The 20542-nt window shown below is 56.6% G+C and carries 15 protein-coding genes; 9 read left to right on the plus strand and 6 right to left on the minus strand.

What is annotated here, in order from left to right:
* Window positions 1-51 precede the first annotated feature (51 nt).
* Both QRN59_RS13590 and QRN59_RS13595 read right to left on the minus strand, forming a co-directional pair.
* Window positions 52-1938 carry a DUF4012 domain-containing protein gene (locus QRN59_RS13590; RefSeq protein ID WP_284983035.1) on the minus strand — a complete coding sequence of 629 codons (1887 nt, stop codon included), beginning with the start codon at window positions 1936-1938 and terminating at the stop codon, window positions 52-54.
* 41 nt (window positions 1939-1979) lie between these two features.
* Entirely contained in the window at window positions 1980-3422 is a 1443-nt protein-coding gene (locus QRN59_RS13595; RefSeq protein ID WP_284983036.1) for a sugar transferase, read from the minus strand.
* Window positions 3423-3700: 278 nt separating this feature from the next.
* On the opposite strand from QRN59_RS13595, the gene QRN59_RS13600 reads away from it, so the two are divergent.
* The 6 genes from QRN59_RS13600 (at window position 3701) to QRN59_RS13625 (ending at window position 10036) form a co-directional block, all read left to right on the plus strand.
* Window positions 3701-4825, plus strand: coding sequence for a glycosyltransferase (locus QRN59_RS13600; protein WP_284983037.1), 1125 nt, complete (start codon window positions 3701-3703; stop codon window positions 4823-4825).
* Window positions 4822-5487 (plus strand): acyltransferase, encoded by a 666-nt coding sequence (locus tag QRN59_RS13605; RefSeq protein WP_284983038.1) that lies wholly within the window; start codon window positions 4822-4824, stop codon window positions 5485-5487. The genes QRN59_RS13600 and QRN59_RS13605 overlap by 4 nt, the downstream gene beginning before the upstream one ends.
* Window positions 5484-6626: a glycosyltransferase family 4 protein gene (locus QRN59_RS13610; RefSeq protein WP_284983039.1), complete on the plus strand. Its 1143-nt coding sequence runs from the start codon at window positions 5484-5486 to the stop codon at window positions 6624-6626. Before QRN59_RS13605 ends, QRN59_RS13610 begins: the two co-directional genes overlap by 4 nt.
* A gap of 538 nt (window positions 6627-7164) precedes the next feature.
* A complete protein-coding gene (locus QRN59_RS13615; RefSeq protein WP_284983087.1) occupies window positions 7165-7668 on the plus strand; it encodes a glycosyltransferase family 4 protein in 504 nt (167 codons plus the stop codon).
* Window positions 7669-7748: 80 nt separating this feature from the next.
* A complete protein-coding gene (locus QRN59_RS13620) occupies window positions 7749-9140 on the plus strand; it encodes an O-antigen ligase family protein (protein ID WP_284983040.1) in 1392 nt (463 codons plus the stop codon).
* Window positions 9141-9859: 719 nt separating this feature from the next.
* Window positions 9860-10036, plus strand: a complete 177-nt coding sequence (locus QRN59_RS13625; protein WP_284983041.1) for a hypothetical protein — start codon at window positions 9860-9862, stop codon at window positions 10034-10036.
* A gap of 568 nt (window positions 10037-10604) precedes the next feature.
* On the opposite strand, the gene QRN59_RS13630 is transcribed toward QRN59_RS13625, so the two are convergent.
* Window positions 10605-11471: a polysaccharide pyruvyl transferase family protein gene (locus QRN59_RS13630; protein WP_350225236.1), complete on the minus strand. Its 867-nt coding sequence runs from the start codon at window positions 11469-11471 to the stop codon at window positions 10605-10607.
* Window positions 11472-11887: 416 nt separating this feature from the next.
* On the minus strand, window positions 11888-13348 hold the full coding sequence (locus QRN59_RS13635) for a lipopolysaccharide biosynthesis protein (RefSeq protein WP_284983042.1): 1461 nt from the start codon (window positions 13346-13348) through the stop codon (window positions 11888-11890).
* 375 nt (window positions 13349-13723) lie between these two features.
* On the opposite strand from QRN59_RS13635, the gene QRN59_RS13640 reads away from it, so the two are divergent.
* On the plus strand, window positions 13724-14704 hold the full coding sequence (locus QRN59_RS13640; RefSeq protein WP_284983043.1) for a nitroreductase family protein: 981 nt from the start codon (window positions 13724-13726) through the stop codon (window positions 14702-14704).
* Window positions 14705-15213: 509 nt separating this feature from the next.
* On the opposite strand, the gene QRN59_RS13645 is transcribed toward QRN59_RS13640, so the two are convergent.
* The gene (locus QRN59_RS13645; RefSeq protein ID WP_502871054.1) at window positions 15214-16764 is read right to left on the minus strand and encodes a tyrosine-protein kinase domain-containing protein; all 1551 of its coding nucleotides are present in this window, start codon (window positions 16762-16764) and stop codon (window positions 15214-15216) included.
* A 785-nt stretch (window positions 16765-17549) separates the two neighbouring features.
* On the minus strand, window positions 17550-18014 hold the full coding sequence (locus QRN59_RS13650) for an Lrp/AsnC family transcriptional regulator (protein ID WP_284983044.1): 465 nt from the start codon (window positions 18012-18014) through the stop codon (window positions 17550-17552).
* A 171-nt stretch (window positions 18015-18185) separates the two neighbouring features.
* On the opposite strand from QRN59_RS13650, the gene QRN59_RS13655 reads away from it, so the two are divergent.
* Together QRN59_RS13655 and QRN59_RS13660 are read left to right on the plus strand one after the other, a co-directional pair.
* Window positions 18186-19418, plus strand: coding sequence for a thiamine pyrophosphate-dependent dehydrogenase E1 component subunit alpha (locus QRN59_RS13655; protein ID WP_284983045.1), 1233 nt, complete (start codon window positions 18186-18188; stop codon window positions 19416-19418).
* Window positions 19415-20542: an alpha-ketoacid dehydrogenase subunit beta gene (locus QRN59_RS13660; RefSeq protein ID WP_284983046.1), complete on the plus strand. Its 1128-nt coding sequence runs from the start codon at window positions 19415-19417 to the stop codon at window positions 20540-20542. Before QRN59_RS13655 ends, QRN59_RS13660 begins: the two co-directional genes overlap by 4 nt.

Raw genomic sequence — 20542 nt, forward strand, 5'->3', positions numbered from 1 at the left:
GTGCTGACGGCAAAGTAAATCCAAAGACGTTACAAAGGGTTAACGTGCCGTCTATCCCGGAGCTCCGCATGTTTCCGATTGGGTCGGGAGGATTACATTGTCCATGGATTGGACTGTAGGAGTCACCACCACTTCAGGCTGGCTGTGCTGGACGATTTTGATAAAAGTGAATTCGATCGTGCTGCTCTGTCCTGGAGCCAATTGTTCGGAGAGCATGCCGACGGGCCGGTCGTCGTGGCGCTGTGCACCAAAGGGGACCGTTTTCCCGTCCTGCGTGGCAGATTCAACGTAGGCCTGGGCAGGACCATAGGCGATGACGTTGCTTTGGGCAGTGCCGGGCGGCACTCCGTAGGCTCCGCCGCCGGTAACGTATGCCGGCAAGGAAGTGGCCGCGTCGGCAGGAGCGGTATTGGTGCTGGTGATTCGAACCTTGACTGCCCCGTAACCGTCGGGAGTCGTGCACTGCTGGATAAGCTGAACCGTGCGTTTCACGTAGTAGTCCATTTTGGCGCCCGTGCCGTCATTGAAGTAGGCGCCGAATTGGGCCGCGGGAACGCTGGGACCGGAAATTGACCCGCTGAGGGTGTACTTCGTGAGAACGGACTGTTCGCTGGTGTCTGTGGACCAGAGCAGAACCCTGTGTTCGCCCACGCCTTTCTCGACTCCGGCAAGCAGGCTTTTCGCCTCGCCTTTGCCGGAAGAGAAGGCACTGAAGATTTCCTTGGCCACCGCTGCGAAGTAGACGTCCTGCGCCTTTGGATCCTTGATTTGGGCGTAGACATCCGATAGCAGGGTCTTCACCACGTTCTTCCCCGTGAGCTGGGTCGGCAGCTTTCCTTCAGTCAGTGCAATTATCTGCGGGTCCTGAAGGCTAACCGGTCCTGTGGCATCCAGGATGTAGCCGAGAGCCACAGGATCGATTGAAATCGCTCCATCAAGTTGTTCTCCCTTTTTCTGTTCCCACATTTTCAGCGCTGTAGTAGCGGAGGTGGGGAAATCGGGAGTGAAGTTGACGTCCTGCATGAACGTGCCCATGCGGTCCGAATAGATGCGTTGCTGCTCAGCATCGACGGCTACTGGCGGGTTGAACACTCCAAGCTCGGTGGCGCTGGTTTCAGCGGAGAGACTGATTTTGCCTCTGTCTGCAGTCAGTACCACCAATGCGCCGGGAATGCCGCCGGTGGCCCGGGCCTCGGCATTGTTCTGAACGAGGAGCAGGTAATGCCGCGGCTTGTCGGAACCCAACATGGCCGGGGCTAGGCCCGCTGCGTCGGATGCCGTGTCCAACTCATCCACAACGGAGCTGAGTTGCTGTCTGGCTTGTGTCAGCGGCCCGGCGATCTGGGGGAGAAGGCTGCTGGCGTCGATCCCATTCAGCCGTTCAGCCGAGGCGCTCACGGCGTGTGCAGCGGACGCAACGGCAGGGGCCGCCTTTCGAATCGGCTCCAAGTCCGTTCCGCTTCCACCCGGCATCAGCTTGTCCCAGTTCAGGGAGTCGTAAACCTTCACCAAAGGAGCGGCACCCTGAGTGGCGACGTCATCTGCTGAGCGCGCGATTTCCGCAGTCGCGGAAAAGTTCGCACCGAGCCAGGGAGCGGCCGATGCCAAAGTCCAGATGGGATCGGCTGCGGCGTCTCGTGCGGTCGCGGTGTGGCGCTGGAGTTCGTCGACCGCTGAGGATGCATCTGCCGGACGATTCTCGAGGATGCTCGCCTTGAGCTTGGGCACCAATTGTGTTGAGGCCTCAAGTTCCCTCTTGATGGTGGAAGCCTTTGCGCCCAGCCATAGAACAGCGGCTCCAGCGATCACCAGAAGGGTCGCAAGACAAATTCCTACTGTCAACAGACGACGACGGCCCTTGCCTGGAGCGCGTTGCGGCGGGGCTGGGTGCTGCTCGGTTTTGTCCGTGATCGTTTCGGATCGTTGGCTGTCGGTCATGCGTGACTAGCCCGGTTCAAAGTCATGGAATAGTTCCCCATCTAGTAGGCGCCGTTGCTGCCGAAGACCGCGCGAGCGGTACGAAGAAGGATGACAAGGTCGCCGGCCAATGACCAGTTTTCCACATAGTAGAGATCCAGACGGACCGAGTCCTGCCATGAGAGATTTGACCGTCCGCTGACTTGCCAAAGCCCGGTTAGTCCCGGCTTCACCAAGAGACGCCGGCGCACCTCCAGCTGGTATGCCTCGACCTCGCGCGGCAGAGGAGGCCTCGGGCCTACTAAGCTCATTGAACCGCCAAGAACATTGAATAACTGAGGGAGCTCGTCCAAGCTGTATCTGCGCAGAAAACCACCGACGCGCGTGACTCGAGGATCGTTCCGGATTTTGAAGAGTAGGCCGCTACCCTCATTCTTTTCGATGAGCTCCGCCAACTTTGCTTCGGCGTTCACCACCATGGAGCGGAACTTGAGCATGTTGAAACGAGTGCCTTCGATTCCCACTCGTTCCTGCCGGAAAAGGGCTGGGCCGGGGCTGTCGATTTTGACAAGAAGAACCAAGAAAGCCATCAGCGGGGAAGCCAGCAGTAGCAATGTGGCTGACACGGCAATGTCGAAGAGACGCTTGGCTACGCGTTGGCCAGCCTCCAGAGTGGGGGTGGTCACATGTATGAGGGGCAGCCCCGCAACCTGCTGAGTGTGGATGCGTGGTCCCGCAATATCTGTGAGCGCCGGCGCCATGATGAGGCCTATGTTTCGATTGGCAAGCTCCCACCCCAGATGGCGAATTGTTTGGGGGTGAAGCTGCACGCCTGCAGATACGGCGATAGCGTCTGCACTGCAGAGGCTGATCGCGTCCAGAATAGAGTTGGTGTCAGGATCGTTGCCGAGCACTGGCAAGCCGATTCCATCTAGTTCTGGGTGGCGATCATGGGAGCCCGGTACGTACGCGGCAACCGGCTGATATCCCGCGTGCTTTTCGCGGGCCAACGTCTCGGCAAGATGGGCAACGGCGCTGGGTCCGCCAAGCAGAAGAAGCCGAGACATTCGTCTTCCGTTTTGCCTATGAACGCCGAGATGCTGCCGCAGGAGCCAACGAGCTAGGAGCAGTCCAATCAGACCGGCAGGCAGCGCAATTCCGACGTATCCGCGAGCAGTTTCGAGTCGAAATACATAGGAAAACATTGCAACGAGCCCGAAGAGCCACAGAGACGCGGCGGCCACGCGTTTGTACTCATCTGGACCGGAACCCAGAATTCTGCTCTGACGCGTGCTCCACGCTTCCAGCATCAACCACCACGCGACCGTTAGGAGCACGGAAAGCCAGAAGTAGCTAAAATCCCCAGTTCCCGCCAAACTCGGATCCAAACCGAACCGAATGACATAGGCGCCAATCACGGCCCACATGATGACCAGCGCATCAACCAACCTAAGGGTGCGCGACGTTCGTACGCGCCAATCAGTTCTAGTCTCCACTAAGTTCATCCCCCATCCCCCAATTGTGTTGCTGTCCGAGTGGCCGGAGGAGCCCTTGCCAACCATACATTTAGCAGCGGGTCATCAGGAATGTTTCGACCGCAATTGATCTTCGAGCGGCCCTGCCAGCGTCACACACTGATGGAAAACCTTCGGACTAGACCCGTTGTCCCGCAAAACCACGGTCGTAGCAGTCCGACCCAAAACAAACTCGTCCAGAAGGGGATGATAATCTCTGGCTTGTACTAGGCGCAGCCTATCGGTAAACCATCAATGGGGGCACAAGCATGGTGGGATCTGTCGCGATCATCGGAACGCGTGGGTATCCGAGCTACTACGGCGGTTTTGAAACTGCGGTCCGCAAACTCGCGCCGTATCTAGCTGAACGAGGCTGGGATGTCTCAGTCTACGGCCGACCAGGTATCAAGTCGGATGACCCGAACCGCGACTCTCGCGTTAGGGTGATCGAAACTCCTGGCATTGAAAACAAATCTCTCAGTACGCTGAGTTTTGGGCTATCGTCCTGCCTTCACGCTATGTGGACACGCCCGGACGTCGCGCTGATAATGAATGTTGCCAACGGATTCTGGCTTCCGCTCCTGGCGTTGCGGGGAATTCCCACCGTTGTCAACGTGGATGGAATTGAATGGGAGCGGGCCAAATGGGGCAGGCTCGCCAAGACGATCTTCCGGTTTGGAGCTCGGATGACGGCACGATTCGGCACCACACTAGTAGCGGATTCGATCGAGATCCAGAGACGATGGATGTCAGAATTTTCTCGACAGAGCGTTTACATCCCGTACGGTGGCGAAGCTCTGACTGACACCAGTGAAGTGGAGCATCCACTTCGTCGACGACGCTTCGTTCTGGCAGTGGCAAGATTCGTCCCGGAGAACACCATTCCCGAATTCCTAGAGGCAGCGAAGCGATTGGCCGCCGATTATGACGTAGTCATCGTAGGGTCGGCTGGTTATGGAGGGACCTTAGACGAAGCCGTCCGATCACTTGCCGAAGAATTTTCGAGCGTGCATTGGCTGGGCCACGTCTCTGATGACAAGCGACTTCTATCTTTGTGGAAGCACTGCGGAGCCTATTTTCACGGACACAGCGTTGGCGGCACCAACCCAGCTTTGGTTCAGGCGATGGCCAATGGTGCTCCTACGATCGCCCGGGACACCGTGTACAACCGCGAAGTTCTTGGTGCCGACGGAGTTTTTTGCGAGCCAGATCCCCATGCAATCGAGGCCGCAATCCGGAGAGTAATGGATTCCCCAGACGAACAGCGACGACTCTCGGATGTCTCGTTTCGACGCATGGAGGAGGGCTACACCTGGGAGGCGGTGTGTCGATCGTATGAATCTGCCCTTAGTGGGCCGATGGCGGAAGTTTCACACGCAGGGAAATCCGCATGAAACTTCTCCGCTATGAAGGCCTACCCATTGGTGCCAACGTACTAGCAACAGGGCAGATGCTTGGACGAACCGCTCCGATGCTGCTCAGAGGGTCTCTGGTTAAACCATGGTTGAAGCATTCAGGGGGGGTGCTATTTGTCGGACGCGGCGCACGCCTGAAGAATCCTCAGCTGATCTCGCACAAAGGCCGATTTGTCGTAGAGGACTACGCAGAAGTCCAAGGGCTCGCTCAACATGGTCTTAACTTCGGCGACGAAGTCTCGATTGGGCGTGGAACGCTCATTCGCCCGTCGAGCTATTACGGAGGAGAAATTGGCGTAGGCCTGTGGGTGGGGGATCGCTCAAGTTTCGGGGCTGGATGTTTTATCGGTTGTTCTGGAGAGATTCGAATCGGTAACGACGTTATGCTCGGTCCGGGAGTCCGTCTATTTTCCGAGAATCATATTTTTTCAGATCGAGATAGAACGATCAAGTCTCAGGGAGTTAGCCGTGAGTTCCTTTCTATCGGAGATGACGTTTGGATAGGAAGCGGGGTCACGATCACCGCCGGCGTGAAAGTTGGATCCGGTGTGGTGATCGCGGCAGGCAGTGTTGTTACGCACGACCTTCCCGATAATGCTGTAGCCGCCGGCATTCCTGCCAAAGTCTTGAGGACTCGATGACGGCCGCATATGACAGGCGGCCACGTCTGATCGCATTTATGCATTCGTCAAATGAGATGTACGGTGCAGACAAGATTGTCCTCGAAGTCCTTCGTGCGCTACCGGAATCAGACCGAAAGCGCACGGAAGTCTGGTTGCCGGATGACTTGCCAGTGGGGCAAAACCGCCTCAGTTTTGAACTCGACTCTATTGGCGTGATACATGACACCCAACCGCTGGCCGTTCTCCGGCGGCGCTACCTGTCGGTTTCGAAAATCGCGCCTTTAATCTCGCGTCTCTGGAAGACTTTTCTCAGGCTGAGAACCAAGCGCCCCGATGTTGTATACTGCACCACTTCGGCGATGGTTTTGTGTCTAGCTCTGGCACGCTTTGCAGGAGTTAAGCACGTTGTCCTCCATATGCAAGAGATATGGTCGCCTCGTGAAGCAGCCGTGCTTGGTTTGTTTGGCCGAGCTGCCCATCGAATCTTTTGTATTTCCGGTGCGGCGTTGGACTCTCTCCCGGCTCACCTGCAGTCGCGCGCTGAACTATTGTTGAATGCCCATAGCGAACCTGGCTCAGATTTGGTCCCGATTCGATCCGACGATAGTCATTTGAGGTTCGTCGTCGCCAGCAGGTGGAACTCCTGGAAGGGGCATCGGTCGCTTCTAGATGCGTGGAATAGCGAAACCTGCCCCGGAGAACTCGTAATCTTGGGTGGGCCGCCTGCCATGGGAACTGGTGTTGATGTTCCGGGACTTATCGCTCAAGTTAGACATGGCGCCTTTGTATCCGTTGTTGGGGAAGTAGACGACATCACCCCCCATATTGATGCGGCGGACTTCCTGATTTTGCCCTCTGAGAAACCGGAACCATTTGGACTCGTCTTGCTTGAGGCCTTCGCCAGAGGACGAGCGGTTGTTGCCAGCGATGCTGGCGGTGTTCTAGACGTGGTCACCGACGGATTCGATGGCCGACTTTATCCCATCGGACGAGCTACCGACCTAGCTGCCACGCTGATCTCATTAGACAGATCGATGGCCGCGCAGATGGGGAAGAATGCGCGGATTAGCTATGAACAAAAGTTCTCGATCGAAGCCTATAGAACACATTTTCGGGAACTCTGGACTCAGATGACGAATGAAGACAAACGGGGGTAACGTGAGGACGGCAAACATCGTCTATTGGTATGGGCTTTCGGAAATGCCACGTGACGGGGGAGGCTTGCGTGCTCTGGCTTGGCATGAGGCCTTGAACGCTCTTGGATATAAGACGACTATTCATTCCCTTCGATCTCTGGGGAGCGCTGAAGGCCGCCAAAGTCGTTTGCGAAGGTTCAAGAAGAGCTTGATTCCAATGCCGTTACAAGGTAAATTGCCTGCTTTACCAAATGCCGATCTCAACGTAGTGACAGTCCCGTCCGTGTTTGCATCCGCTAGCAAAATGTTACCGAAGTCAAAACTGATTTTTGACTGGATGGATCTTTGGAGTGTCAACGCAAGAACGATGGGAAAGTCATCATTAGCGCTGCAGCCTGGCGGTTACGCACAGTCACTTTGGTGGCGGGCGTTAGAGTCCAGATTGCCCAGCAAAGCAGCGGGTAATGCATTTGCGGGACATCATGACTACATATCACTAACGAGATCCGGTTCAGGGGCAGCAGCCTGGCTGCCCACTCCGGTCGAATGGAAAAGGGAAATGGCTCCGCGTTTGCCCGGACCAATCCGCCGAGTCGGTTTTCTAGGAAACATGAACTATCCGCCGAACGTAATGTCGCTAAAGAAGTTCTTGGCCGACTATTCCGCCCGGATTGACTCACTTGGCCTTGAGCTGATTGTCGCTGGATACGGATCCGAGGTCGTGAGGACCTGGGGGACCAATACGACGGTTCTTGGTTCTATAGACGACGTCGTTGAGTTCTATTCGATGGTTGATGCCGTGGTAGTACCTATTGATCACGGGGGTGGCATAAAGGTCAAGGCGGTCGAAGCAATGGTCCACGGAGTGCCTGTCTTCGGTACTGAGCACGTCCGCAGCGGATTCGATACCTCATTCCGCGGTTATGTGGGTGATATCGACGACCTCATGTCAGGCAATAGAATAACAACCACCGCGGCGCCGCCCGGAGTCGTTCGCGAGGCGTTTAGTGAAGTTCAATTCCAGAATGGAGTGAACGACCTGCTGGCGCGTTCTGGATTTTAATCGTCGACTCGCTAAACCAGACATGCAAGAGCCGTTTGTCCGAATCCTCCCCTTCAAGGCTTCATGAAAGGCCCGCGTTGATGACCGTCGCCATCATAGTAGTTGCAGTTGCTGGTTTGTACATCCTTCGCACAGTCGCGGGGCCTGTCAACACCATCATGGCTCTCGCCATGACCACCATGTGCTTCCTGCCAAAAGTTCTGTACGGTGGCACGGAAGCAGACTTGACGCGAAGCGGTATCGCCGGGTCAGAGCCTCGAATTCTGACATACACAGTTGCTATCGCCATCATTGCGATCCTCGGCGTTTTGGCGGGTCGCTGGTTGCGCGTGAACCTCTTACTTCTCCCATTTGTTGCCTTCCTTGTGATTTGTTACGGATTCGTGTGGACGCAAACCGGAGAGGTACAAGCCGGAATGGTGCACTTCTTGACCGCCGCTGCCGCCTGGGCGGCCGGTGCATATGCAGCAACCTGCGTTGATAAGGACGCGAAAACGGGGCGGACTTTCGTGTATTGGATTCTGGGAACGGTCCTGCTTCAGCTTGGAATTTCATTTCTGCAATTCGCGGGAGTACCCCTGTTCCCGACTAACGCGGTGACTTCGGAACTTGTCGGAAGTCGCATCAATGGCTCCTTCGGCCACCCAACAACCTTGGGCAAAGTTCTCTTGCTCTTCATGATGGTCTGTTTGCCCTTTACACGCTCCGCCATCCGACAAACTCGGTTGGCGGCTTGGGCCGCGATCCTTGCAACATTTCCAATGTTCATCATGTCCGGAGGGCGCGCTAATTTCTTCTCCGCCGTCGTTATGATCCTTATATGGACACTTCTTCTCCCGCGTGGAAGGGCCCTCGGCAGCAAGCTGGCTATACCCTTGGTGGTTGGTATAGCGGGATTTGCCTCGGCAGGAGTCTGGGTGGCTAGATTTGAAGAGGACCCCACGGGAGATACGCGGCAGCATTTCAACGATGTGGCCATGGCACTAATTCCCGGAAACCCAGTTGCCGGAACCGGACCTAACACCTACATCACAACAGCTGGTCCTACCGATGCGCTTACTGCGCAAGGTTGGCCCGTGCACAATTCAGCCTTGCTCGCAGCCGTCGAAATCGGTATTGTCGGCGCGGCTCTGCTTTTCCTTCCCTTGGTTATTGCGTTCATTGTTGCGTGGCGCCAGCGTCGTGAGGACAGCAGCGTCGGTGATTTCGCAAGGGCGTATGTCGCCTCAACTCCCGGCATAGCGTTGGTTGCTTTGACCGGTTGGGGGATGATGAGTGACACCCTGCCACTCTGGCTATTTCTGGCCGCGTTCTGCTTTCAGCAACAGTTGTCTAGTCAATTGACACCTTCTTCAATCTGGGACGAGTCTCACCGAGCAAAAGGAATTGATACGCGGTGGGCCAACAGATCTGCGAGGCTATCGAAAAGCCGAGGCGCAGTTCGGCCGAAGGGATATTACGTCTCTTCATAGAATGCAATTCAGACCGTCCTGACTTTGGCAAATTTTATTTCTTCGCCTGTCTGATGAAATCGTGCTGTTGTGAGGGTGAATTTGGATTTAGGTTTCCTACCACCCCATTTGAATTGGTGGATCGTCTGCCTTAAAACCGCAGTGCTGCCGGCCAGAAGGGCGGGCTAGGGGATGGCGTTCTCGCCGGCCTGTCCGCTGGGCCGGTTCATCAAATCTAGTAACCGCAAAGACGCGGTTTTTAATGCCGAGTGCCACTGCAATCGGATCCTTGTCTAGCAGCAGATCGTCCACTACGACCGAAGTCCTTGAATTTGGGCAGCGTCGGATCTGCATCGAATCGACGGCCGAGGCCGGCTGCCCTGGTGCGGGTTCATCGGTGCCCGGATGGATTCGCGCCGGTTCCAACGTCTCCGCGACATACCCATCGCCGGGCCGGTCGAGGTGCGCTGCTCCAAGCGGAGGTATTTCTGCTGCCGTCATGTTCTCCTCCAGTGGCCCGCTGAAGGTTCTGTTTGCTGGTGATTCCCTGACTGCTGGCTACTTGGCAACTACGCAGGACAATGGCTACAGCCTGCTTGTTATGACGGAGCTACATAAGAAGGGCGCCATCGACAGGTTCGGAACGAACGACATCCAGGCAAGACCGATCGCGCAGTTTTCCCCGCTCAGTATTATGCCCTGCTGAGCAAGGTCAAGGCAGTTTCGCCAACTAGGCTTTGGTGTGCATCGGCACTTGGGGCAGTGCGGGCGGCCACACCGACGCCTACGACAACGCCATCCAAGCGAGCTGCGAAGCTCACGGCGGCAAGTACGTAGACGTCTGCGCCGAGTTCTCCATGGCTAGCAACCGTGGGCCTGCTGCCTTGAACACGACCGTGGATGACAGCGATCGTTGACCTGGACACCGGCCAGGGCCTCGGGATCGTGGACTGACGGGACAGCGAAGGCGTCGGCGAGTGGCAGTTCGCCCGGCCACTTTAATGGCGCCTGGGCGTATAGGTCGTCGCGATCGACCCTGCCGCGGCGGTCTGCAAGGCCCTGCGGATGTGGAATCCCCGCACCGCGTTCAGAGTGGATGCGTTTCATCTGGTCAACTGGCAACGACATCCTTACCGAAGTCCGACAACGGGAGCCCTCTTGACCGGCCCGGAGAGGTTCTGTTTCGCCTCGGTGACTGCCTAGTTTGCCACGCAGGCCAGACGACAATGGTCGACCGCCAGGCGGTGCGCCGAGGCCATATCCTCGGCGCATCGCGGCAAGCGACCGAGGGCCGGTCGTGACGGCCTGCCCGGCTCAACGCAGGCCGATGGGCCGGGCAATGCGCCTATCCCTGAGGTCCTTATGGCTAACCATGAGGACCGTCCGGCGACCTTGGAAATCGCGAAGGACGACTTGGCAATTTCTCGTTCCCGACAAGTCGAGGCGGCGGCCTGAATTTGTCTACATGACGCCTAAGTTCTCCGGTCACCGAGATTCGAAGAGCTCAAAGTTCTTCTGGGACAGTCTGCGGACGGTTGGTAGGTTCGACGTCACTTTCGTAATGACCGTGTGGCGGTTGGCCTCAAGGTGGACCAACAGTCGAGCTACCCGTTTACCAAACCCTTCTGTTGGCTCAACACAGTGGTCCGGTAAGTCGAACAGTCTCATCAGACCGGAGACTTTGCCCTGAGTCGCCAGGGCTATGACGGGTCTTCCGGCCAGGAGGGCCAAAATGGAAAGATGCATTCTGCCTGTAACGACCACTTCAGAACGCTTCACGATCGACAACACTTCAGCCGGAGAAAGTAGCGTATCTATGAAGATCGCCCTCCTCGCGGCGGCACTTTCAACCCGAAGTTGCGCAATAGCGGCGATGTCGTTCACATTCGAATGACTCACGTGAGGCAACAATAAGCACTTGTATCCAAGTTCTTCCAACGCGGCGAGGAAATGTTCGTATTCAACATTCTGATCAATCGTCGCGCCGATAAGGCCGCTTATGTTGACGACAGCAAGTTTCTCCTCAGGGTTCTGCCAATTCATAATTGCTGGTGCCGGCATGTGGATTGTCAGATCATCCAAGAAAGAGAAAACCATGTCTGAAGACTGAACTATGCTTTCAATGTCGTCGTCTAACAGTCGCTTGTGCGAATCGGGATCCCTTGAAAGAATCCGTACGCCAGAGTGGCCCGCCAAGCGCGCCTGTCGCACGACCTCCTTCGGTGCCCGTCCATTCCAACTGAATCCCAGAACTCTTGCGGGAATGCCCGCATCTTGTACAGTTCTTGCAAGATTCCATTCGACCACGGACGAATGGATTCCGTAGCCACCATCCATGATGTCTGCGCCCATGATGGAGAAACTCTCGGCGGAACGAATTGCCTGCCCAAGTTGACGGAGGTCACGGTAGTGCGCAGGGCCCTTTGAGTAAACCAAGTTAGGTAGAACCAAGAAGGATACTCGATCAGGATCCAAGCCCTCCGGTAAGGCATACGCATCGGGCGATTTTACTACCGCAACTATATGACCCGGCACGTTCTTCACGAAGCTCTCGAACATCGCTTGATCGCCGATGTTGCCGGATCCTGGTGAGTTAAGGATTATATGTGAATTATTCGCTGGGCATGCTCCCGCGAGCACGAGTCTGAGTACTAGCCTGTCGGCTAACGACATCAGCCGTAAAGCAAGAGGCTGGGCGGCTACCTTTGACGCAATTGCTCGCACAATCGACTCTAGTCGTTCTTGCGCGGACGACGATGAGTTCGTTTTCACTTAGACTCCCCGATTCTAATATTTGAAGTGCTCATGCTACTGACTGTCGCCAAAATCATTCCGACATCGCTTCGACTTTGTCGGAATACGAAAGGTAGGAGCAAGCCAACTGCCCAACCTATTGTGGAACTAATGATAGTAGGTAGTTGGTCAAATGCGACCGGAAGCACTAACCCGGCGCTGACAGCGGCCACACCCAAGCTTATAAATCGGAAACCACCGAAAAACAAAGGTCCCGATGGTATTCTATTCTTACTCATCCAGATTAGAGAGATCGGCCATGCCGCGACTAATCCAAGCGAATACCCGATAACAATGCCTTGAACTCCGAAGAAGGTGCCAAGGATCGTCAATAAGAGAACTATCCCTTTGGTTACCAGGTTGTATTTCAGTAGAGACCCGGTTTGACCTTTGGCAAGAAACACCCAATAGGACACAAAAGTCGCCGCCTGGAATGTCGCTCCTGCGCAAAGTATTTGGAGGAGAGGCACTGCAGACTCCCACTGGTGGCCAAGTAGGAGGCTCACGAGCGGTTTGGCGAGTACGATCAAGAAGGAAAAGCCAATGGCGGCGGCGTAGCCCAACATCAGTTGAAGTTTCGCTATGGTTCGCTCGAATTGCTCACTGTTATTCAACCGCACAAGCGTGGTTAATGCAACATTTGTGAGAGGCCCGAAGATCTGGTTTACAGGTAAGGTCGCTATCTGGGAAGCTCTCGAATAGGCTCCAAGTGAGACCGGCCCAAAAGCGTAGCCGAGCAGGACACTCGGTGCGTTGGCGCTTACGTAGTTGATAAACTGAGCCAAACCAAGGTGTCCCCCATATCTCAGGAATCTTCCGATTCGACCGCTCCGCCCTGGCCACCCTGGGTGCCACTCACTGGTTGCCATGCGGCTTACCAATAGTAGGACAGCAGCAACTAACTGCATCATTATTAATGCCCAGTAACCGGCACCCAGAATTGATGCAATGATGGCGACGCACAGCGCGATTGCATTCGAAGCGACGTCCGTTATCGTTAGTGTTTTGAATCGAAGTGTACGAGTCATTTCGACCTGATACTGCGCCTGAATCCCGTTCAATAAGAAGACACTAGAAATAGCTAGAGTGATTGGGATTAGGCGGGGGTCCTGGTAGAAGGCGGCCAGCGGCTGGCTAAATAACGCAGTTAATGCTGCCAAGCCAAGTCCGAGTCCTGAGTTGATTAGGAATAGATTATTCTTTTGTTTTCTGGACAAATGTTCAGCTTGAATGCTGGCGGTGGTGATCCCAAAGTCTCGGAGAAGTTCGGCTACTCCGATTACCGCAGTCACCATGGCGACGAGGCCAAAGTCCAGAGGGGTTAGTAGTCGCCCCAAAATGACCAGGTTGAAAAGTAGAAGCACCATCTTGGCGGCCTGACCAACCAGGGTTATCAAGCCTCCGCGGGCGGCTTTTCGGGCGGTTGTTGTGGTCATCGGACTCTACAATCGCTTTCTCTCATCAGCCACCATGGGGCAGTCTGTGGATACGTGGTCACTCGGCCGACCTGCGGCTCCTGGTTAGTCGACAAACTGGCTAGGGCGAATCCACGTCAAGGAGGAAGCGCAGTCGTAAGGCCGACGTGGGGCTGCGCCCTACGAGTGGTTCGAAGGACGGGCTCAGCCTCATGAAATCCTTGGCGGCTATACACGGTCTCGTGCAGGACTGTAGTTTAGCCTTTTTGGTCTGCTTTGAGGCGTCAGGGTAATAGTGTTACCGGCATTCGTAGTCTATGCCTTCTCAAGGAGGCGATCGACTAGAATTTGGCATGGATAGGAAGAACGAAAATGGGGATCCAGGGGGAACTTAGCATGACGATGGTTAAGAGTCTATTCAAACAGGTGGTTCCGCAACCTCTCTTTATTCGGCTAAAGCGAGACTATCGAAAATTCCTCGTGATCCGGGAGCTCGCCATTGATGCGCGCCGGCACATCAAGTTCGGAGCGGAGGAAGATGACCTCTTTTCCGGTACCGGGTCCAGTCGTCATGTCGAATGCCAACTGACCAAGGATTACCATCGAATAGAAAAGGGCTTGGCTCTCAAGAGTCCGAAGCGGCCTTTCGGTGAAAGCGTACGGCAGCGGCTTGAACTGGGTCTGGAGCATCCGAAGACCAACGAAGAACTGTCTGAAGTTGCCGGGTATGCGCAGTCAGCTCTGGACGCGCTCAAGGACTGGAATTCCGACGAAATGATCCCAGAGGATGTAAGCCCTTCTGTTCATGCGCGATCTGTCTGGGATCCGATCTTGAAGACGGATGCCCAAGGCCTGCTGAACCACTTTTTTTCGTCACGACGAAGCGTTCGAGTCTTCGATACCGAAACGCCGGTGAGCATTGAAGATATTCGACAAGCAGCTATCACAGCGTTGAGCACACCGTCGGTTTGCAACCGTCAGGCTTGGCGGCTCCATGTTTTTGCTAATGCCGAAGATGTTTCCCGCGTGATTCGGCATCAGAACGGAAACTCCGGGTTCGGGCAAACAGTCCCAGCTCTAGCGGTCGTCACGGTGGATACCCGATTGTTCGCGGGGGCTGGTGAAAGACATCAACGTTGGATTGACGGTGGGTTGTTCGCAATGAGCTTTGCCTACGGTCTCCACTTGAGGGGCTTGGCTTCATGCATGCTCAACTGGTCGATGAACAACCAAGCCTCCAGCAGCCTTCGGGCTGCTGCGGAGATTCCCTCGCATGAAGACGTTGTGATGCTTGTTGCGATCGGGCACTCAGAAGAGACTTTTCGGGTCGCAAGGTCACCTAGACGATCTGTGGACTCTGTACTGGAAATTCACTGAACGGTGAAGCGCAATAGATTGTATTGGCCGGTCATATGTGATTTTATCCGGGTGGGCAGATCAACTCAGAGCTGGCCTGCCCGGAGGTGTACTGCCTAGAACCGATCGTCGTCGGCTGGTTGGTGATCTGAGTTCTCAATCTGAGGGCTGCTTGCCCTGAGTCGTCCGGCCCGGAGAGAGCGCACAGTCGTTGCGTAGGCGAAGAACGTAGCTCTCGCGAGGTCCAACGACTAGCATCGGAGAACGGACACTCGCAGTGCGCCGCACGCACCAACTTCGCATGGGCCGTAGCCCCGGCGCCGAATCGCTGCCATACAAACCTAGGTCAACATGCGACAAACTTGGCTACTTCTCAGGGGCCTGACAGAATCCCTGGTTTGGAATCGGGACAGGCTACATATTCTCGCCACGACTGATCGCAGGCTAACCCAAGGTAGTTTCTTTCGTCCTCCGACCTAAGTAGAAGGCCGGAGGACGAAAGTCGTCAAATGAATTCTAGCGCCGCTGAACTAGCTACGGAATCGGCCCGAGGGAAATGTCTTTTCTGTCGCGGTGTGGGCGCCTAACAGGGTTTCGTCAAATTCGTCAGGTTCAGCCGTTGCCGCAACGTCGAATTCTGGTGCGGCATTTTTCCTGCTGGAGATCCTTGGAGCTCGCGAATTCTTAGCTTCGTTACTGTTGCTGCCATAGTAGTCGTAGGCATACGCGTCTGGACCCTTGGCTGGGAGTCTGTTGAGAACGACGCCCAAGATATTGGACCCAACCATGTCGAGTGCGTTGAGCGACTTCTCCAAATCATGATGGCGTAGTTTCTGCGCTCCAACCACCAACAGCACGCCACCGACATGCTGTGAAAGAACTGCGGCATCGGTGACGGGCAACAACGGTGGCGCATCGATCACAACGGTATCGAAAGCTTGTTCTAGTCGCTCAAGTAACTGCTTCATTTCTGTAGAACCCAAGAGTTCGCTTGGGTTAGGCGGAATTTGGCCGGATGCAAGCACAAACAGATTTTCGTCGCCCCACGGCTGAAGAAGTTCGTTCAAGTCGCCTGCACCTACTAGGGCCGTTGTAAGTCCTGCGTTCCTCTCCAGCCCCAGGTACTCATTGACCATTGGGCGGCGAAGATCGGCGTCTATTAGGCACACTGTCTGGCCTGCCTGAGCAAGGGCAATGGCCAGGTTTGTTGCGGTCGTGCTCTTGCCTTCGCCCGGGACGGACGAAGTAACCAAAACTGACTTCGCATGGCCGGAAACGTTGGCAAATTGAAGATTGGTACGCAACTGGCGAAACGACTCAGCACGTGGACTTTGAGGTGCGGCTTGCGTTAGTAGCGGTTTCCTCGTCGCGTCGTTGTCGAATGATATCCCTCCCAATATGGGAGCGTCAGTGACTTGGCGGAGATCGGCTTCACCGCGAATCCGGCTGTCCAAAGTCGTTCTAAGAAGCGCAGCACCCACGCCGACCGTAAGCCCGGCTACAAGTCCAATTAGGAGGTTTAGTTTTGTGTTTGGAGCCGATGGAGCCACTGGAGCAGTGGCTGGTTTGATCACTGACAAGCTGACAGGCGATGCCCCACCCGTTCGCGGTTTTTCCAGCGAGTCAACAACCTTAATTAGGCTGTTTGCTACGGCTTGGGAGATGGCAGCGGCTTGAACTGCGGATTCGTCGGAAACCGCAATATTGATCAGCACGGTACTTGCCTCAGTAGTGGCCTTGACGTTTGCTGCGAGTTCTTCGGCGGTGACCTTAAGCCCGAGGGAGTCAATCGCAGGCTGGAGGACCGCGGGAGATGCAACGGTCTTGACGTAAGACTGGACGCGAGCCTGGCTGAAATTGTTTCCCAATTGCAGGTCCTGAACGGAGCCTGAGCTTTGGATTGCAACAAATAGTTGAGTCTCAGCTGTATATGTCGGCTTGATCAATACGGATGCAGCACCTGCCAAGAGGAGGCCGGCCAACGTTGACGCAATGATGAGTACCCAATTGCGGCGCAGGATGCGCAGATAGTCGCGTAGATGCAAACCGGTTCCCCTTGTGTCGGTTGCTGGGGCGGCCACACGGCACACCACCAGAACGGCAATATTCGTGCAGTGTAACTAATAGTACTGGCTAGATTGGGATCTTAGGGATTGTGAAATTGATAGATGTGGAATCTAGGTCGCCATGAGCAGGATTTGGTGTGGGTCCCGGCGGAGGGCGAGCCCGTGGCCAGCATCCAGGAGGGGATTGGTCTGGCGCAGTGTAGCGAACCTTCGGGATGAGCCGAAGAAATGATGCTGCAACTTGAGCGGGGCCTAGGCTGATCACTTCAGACCGGCGGTGATGTGATCCGCCGGGGCGGATTTGGTGAGTGCGCTCTCGCCCGTCGGCCGAGAAGCTCAAGGGTGTGCGTGGTCCGCGGCGTTGCACGTATTTTCTTACTCGAGCCGACATGTAGCCGATACTCATTCAGGGGATGTTCAAGAACGTCAAAATGGAGGACGCTTTGCCCGGCTACGTAGACATCAACCCCTACCGAAAAACGACCCCGAAACGATTCAAATTCGGTGGATTGATCGTCTTGTTGTTGGTCACGGCCGGGGTCGTCTACCTAGCCCTCTCTCGGTAAAGGTCGATGTCTCTCGAAGGCTACTTCGAAGGCCTGGCAACCATGTTGGGCGCACTTGGATTCGTCGGAGCAGTTTGCATGCTGATCCTGGTTCTTCGGATACGGCGGAACAACAAGCGGGGTCTTCCTGCCTGTTGCGCCCCCTCGATGACCTGCGTTTGTCCCACGACGTAGGGTGAGACACCGACGGAGCCGAACCTAGGATCCTACCGGCCACCTCAGGCATTCGGCGCCTTACCTCGTATCCAGATCCTCAAACACCAGGAACGTTTGCGTATCCTGCACGCCTGGCATCGACTGCAGTCGATCGAAAATGACCCTGCGCAGATGAATGTTGTCGGTGGCGCGAACCAGCAGGATGACGTCGAAATCACCCCCCACCAGCGCAATGTGCTGCACCTCCGGAATGAGCCGAAGCTCTTCACGGAGTTCGCGCCAGGAATGCTGCTGCACCTTGAGCGTGACGTAGGCCGATGACTTCAAGCCGGCCTTGATGGGGTCAACCAGCGCGGTGAACTTCGTGAGCACGCCTTCGCCCGTCAGCCGCGAGATTCTCGAGTACGCGTGCGCCCGGCTGATGTGGACGTTTTCCGCCACCTGAGTCACCGACATCCGGCCGTCCCGCGTCAGTTCGGCAATGATGTCCCTATCCACTTGGTCAAGAGGAACCTCCGCATGATCCGCTTCCACCTCGGCCATCGCATCTCCAATTCGTCCACAGCGTGGGTTCGTTACCCAGCTCACATTTGCAATTTGTCTTCCAGACTAGAGGTTTCAGACAAGCTTTTCCACGATTTTGCCCAGAGCTGGATACGAAACTTCTCTATGGAACATACTGGTGACAAATAGTGGATACAGAAGGACGGACCAATGACGATCTCCGCAGACCATGAGGCTCAGGGTCTGGCTGACGCTCGGCCGGACAACACCGAAGCAAGCGACCAAGCGTCCGAAGTGCGGCGCAAGTTCGGCATCAGCGTTGAGGACTACATGCTGCCGGCCCGCCATCAGATCCAGATGGTCGATCCCTCTGGCGTGCTCAAGCCCGAAGCTGAACAGGGCACGGAACCCGGCCACGAATATCCCATCCCCGGCGATTCCGAACTCATGGCAGCTTACGAACAACTCGTCGTCGGACGCCGCGTCAACGATCAGAACTCCGCACTCGTCCGGCAGGGCCGCATGGCGGTTTACCCGTCGAGCCACGGCCAAGAGGCCTGCCAAGTAGCCGCCGCCCTGTGCCTTAGCGAAGGCGACTGGCTCTTCCCCACCTACCGAGACGCCGTAGCGGTCATGTCCCGGGGCGTCGACCCGGTAGAGACCATGACCATCTTCCGCGGCGACTGGCACGGCGGCTACGACCCCACCAAGCACAAGGTCGGTATCCAGTGCACGCCGCTGACCACCCAGCTGCTCCATGCCGTCGGAGTTGCCCATGCCGCCAAACTGCGCGGCGAGGACACCGTGGTGTTGGCAATGTGCGGCGACGGTGCCACGAGCGAAGGGGACTTCCACGAAGCCCTCAACTTCGCGGCTGTCTTCCACCTCCCCGTGATCTTCTTTGTCCAGAACAACAAGTACGCGATCTCGGTGCCCTTGAGCCAACAGTCCGTGGCGCCGTCGTTGGCGCACAAGGCTGTTGGTTACGGGATGGCCGGTGAGCGCGTTGACGGTAACGACCTGGTTGCCTTGCTCGCAGTGTTGGACCGGGCGGTGAAATTGGCCCGCGAAGGCTCCGGCCCGCTTCTCATCGAGGCCCACACCTACCGCATGCAGGCCCACACTAACGCCGACGACGCCACTCGCTACCGGGAAGACAGCGAAGTGGCCGAATGGACAGCCAAGGATCCCATCAGCCGGATGACGTCTTATCTCACCGGCCGCGGACTGCTCAACGACGACGGTTCCAGCCGAATCGCGGAAAAGGCCGAAGCCGTTGCATCCCAGCTTCGCGAAGGCCTGGGGGAGGACGTCCCGGTAGACCCGCAGAATCTCTTCCGCTATGTCTTCTCGACACCCACTCCGCAACTGAAGGAGCAGTCCGCCCTGCTCGCCGACGAACTCGCCCGTGAGGCATCCAGCCAGAAGGAGGCAGGCAAATGAGCCCCGCCGTCACCACATCCTCTGAGGCCACCGAGCACGCCGCAACAGGTGACGTCAGCTCCGCCACCGCCAGTGCGGCAGCCAGCGCGGCAGCAGTCGCCGAAGCCTCCGGCCCGCAGACCGTCACCATGGCCAAAGCTCTCCACACTGCGATGGCGGACGCCATGGAGGCCGATTCTTCCGTTTTGGTGTTCGGGGAAGACGTTGGCCGCCTGGGTGGCGTCTTCCGGATCACCGATGGCCTAATGGCCACCTTCGGAGAGCAACGATGCTTTGATACCCCCCTGGCCGAATCCGGCATTGTGGGCATGGCCGTGGGTATGGCCATGAACGGAATGCGTCCTGTTATTGAGATGCAGTTCGACGCTTTCGCCTACCCGGCGTTCGAACAGATCGTCAGCCACGTGGCCAAAATGCACAATCGGACAAAGGGTGCTGTGAAGCTGCCCATGGTTATCCGCGTCCCGTATGCCGGCGGGATCGGCGGCGTGGAGCACCACTGCGACTCGTCCGAGTCCTACTACGCCCACACCGCCGGCCTGAAGGTCTTCACACCAGCGACCGTAGCGGACGGCTACCGCATGCTCCGCGAGGCCATCGATTCCGACGATCCCGTCATGTTCATGGAACCCAAGAAGCTCTATTGGTCCAAAGACCAAGTGGACCTGGGCGCCCTGCGCGCCGAACACGCCACGAACGCTGCGACAGGATCCAGCAGCGAGGGGCGCGCCGCCGTCGCACGTCCCGGCACTGACGCAACGCTCATCGCCTACGGCCCCTCGGTCCCGACCGCTCTTGCCGCCGCAGCCGCGGCCGCTGAAGAAGGTCGCTCGCTTGAAGTGATCGACGTCCGGTCGATCGTGCCCTTCGACGACGAAACTGTCTGCGCCTCCGTGCGCAAGACCGGGCGAGCTGTTGTCATCGCCGAAGCCCACGGTTTCGCGTCCGTATCCTCCGAAATCGTCGCCCGGGTACAGGAACGCTGCTTCCACTACCTGGCCGCGCCCATCCGCCGCGTGACCGGCTTCGACGTCCCGTACCCGGCTCCGAAGCTGGAGCACTACTACTTGCCAAGCGTCGACCGCATCCTCGACGCTGTTGACGACCTTCAATGGGAGAACTGA

This window comes from Arthrobacter sp. efr-133-TYG-118 (assembly GCF_030209755.1).
Classification (GTDB): domain Bacteria; phylum Actinomycetota; class Actinomycetes; order Actinomycetales; family Micrococcaceae; genus Arthrobacter.

What these genes read in the sequence shown, in the direction of transcription:
- QRN59_RS13590 (WP_284983035.1), bottom strand. Translation starts at nt 1,938, where the DNA reads ATGACCGACAGCCAACGATCCGAAACGATCACGGACAAAACCGAGCAG.
- QRN59_RS13595 (WP_284983036.1), bottom strand. Translation starts at nt 3,422, where the DNA reads ATGAACTTAGTGGAGACTAGAACTGATTGGCGCGTACGAACGTCGCGC.
- QRN59_RS13600 (WP_284983037.1), top strand. Translation starts at nt 3,701, where the DNA reads ATGGTGGGATCTGTCGCGATCATCGGAACGCGTGGGTATCCGAGCTAC.
- QRN59_RS13605 (WP_284983038.1), top strand. Translation starts at nt 4,822, where the DNA reads ATGAAACTTCTCCGCTATGAAGGCCTACCCATTGGTGCCAACGTACTA.
- QRN59_RS13610 (WP_284983039.1), top strand. Translation starts at nt 5,484, where the DNA reads ATGACGGCCGCATATGACAGGCGGCCACGTCTGATCGCATTTATGCAT.
- QRN59_RS13615 (WP_284983087.1), top strand. Translation starts at nt 7,165, where the DNA reads ATGGCTCCGCGTTTGCCCGGACCAATCCGCCGAGTCGGTTTTCTAGGA.
- QRN59_RS13620 (WP_284983040.1), top strand. Translation starts at nt 7,749, where the DNA reads ATGACCGTCGCCATCATAGTAGTTGCAGTTGCTGGTTTGTACATCCTT.
- QRN59_RS13630 (WP_350225236.1), bottom strand. Translation starts at nt 11,471, where the DNA reads ATGGGCGCAGACATCATGGATGGTGGCTACGGAATCCATTCGTCCGTG.
- QRN59_RS13635 (WP_284983042.1), bottom strand. Translation starts at nt 13,348, where the DNA reads ATGACCACAACAACCGCCCGAAAAGCCGCCCGCGGAGGCTTGATAACC.
- QRN59_RS13640 (WP_284983043.1), top strand. Translation starts at nt 13,724, where the DNA reads ATGACGATGGTTAAGAGTCTATTCAAACAGGTGGTTCCGCAACCTCTC.
- QRN59_RS13650 (WP_284983044.1), bottom strand. Translation starts at nt 18,014, where the DNA reads ATGGCCGAGGTGGAAGCGGATCATGCGGAGGTTCCTCTTGACCAAGTG.
- QRN59_RS13655 (WP_284983045.1), top strand. Translation starts at nt 18,186, where the DNA reads ATGACGATCTCCGCAGACCATGAGGCTCAGGGTCTGGCTGACGCTCGG.
- QRN59_RS13660 (WP_284983046.1), top strand. Translation starts at nt 19,415, where the DNA reads ATGAGCCCCGCCGTCACCACATCCTCTGAGGCCACCGAGCACGCCGCA.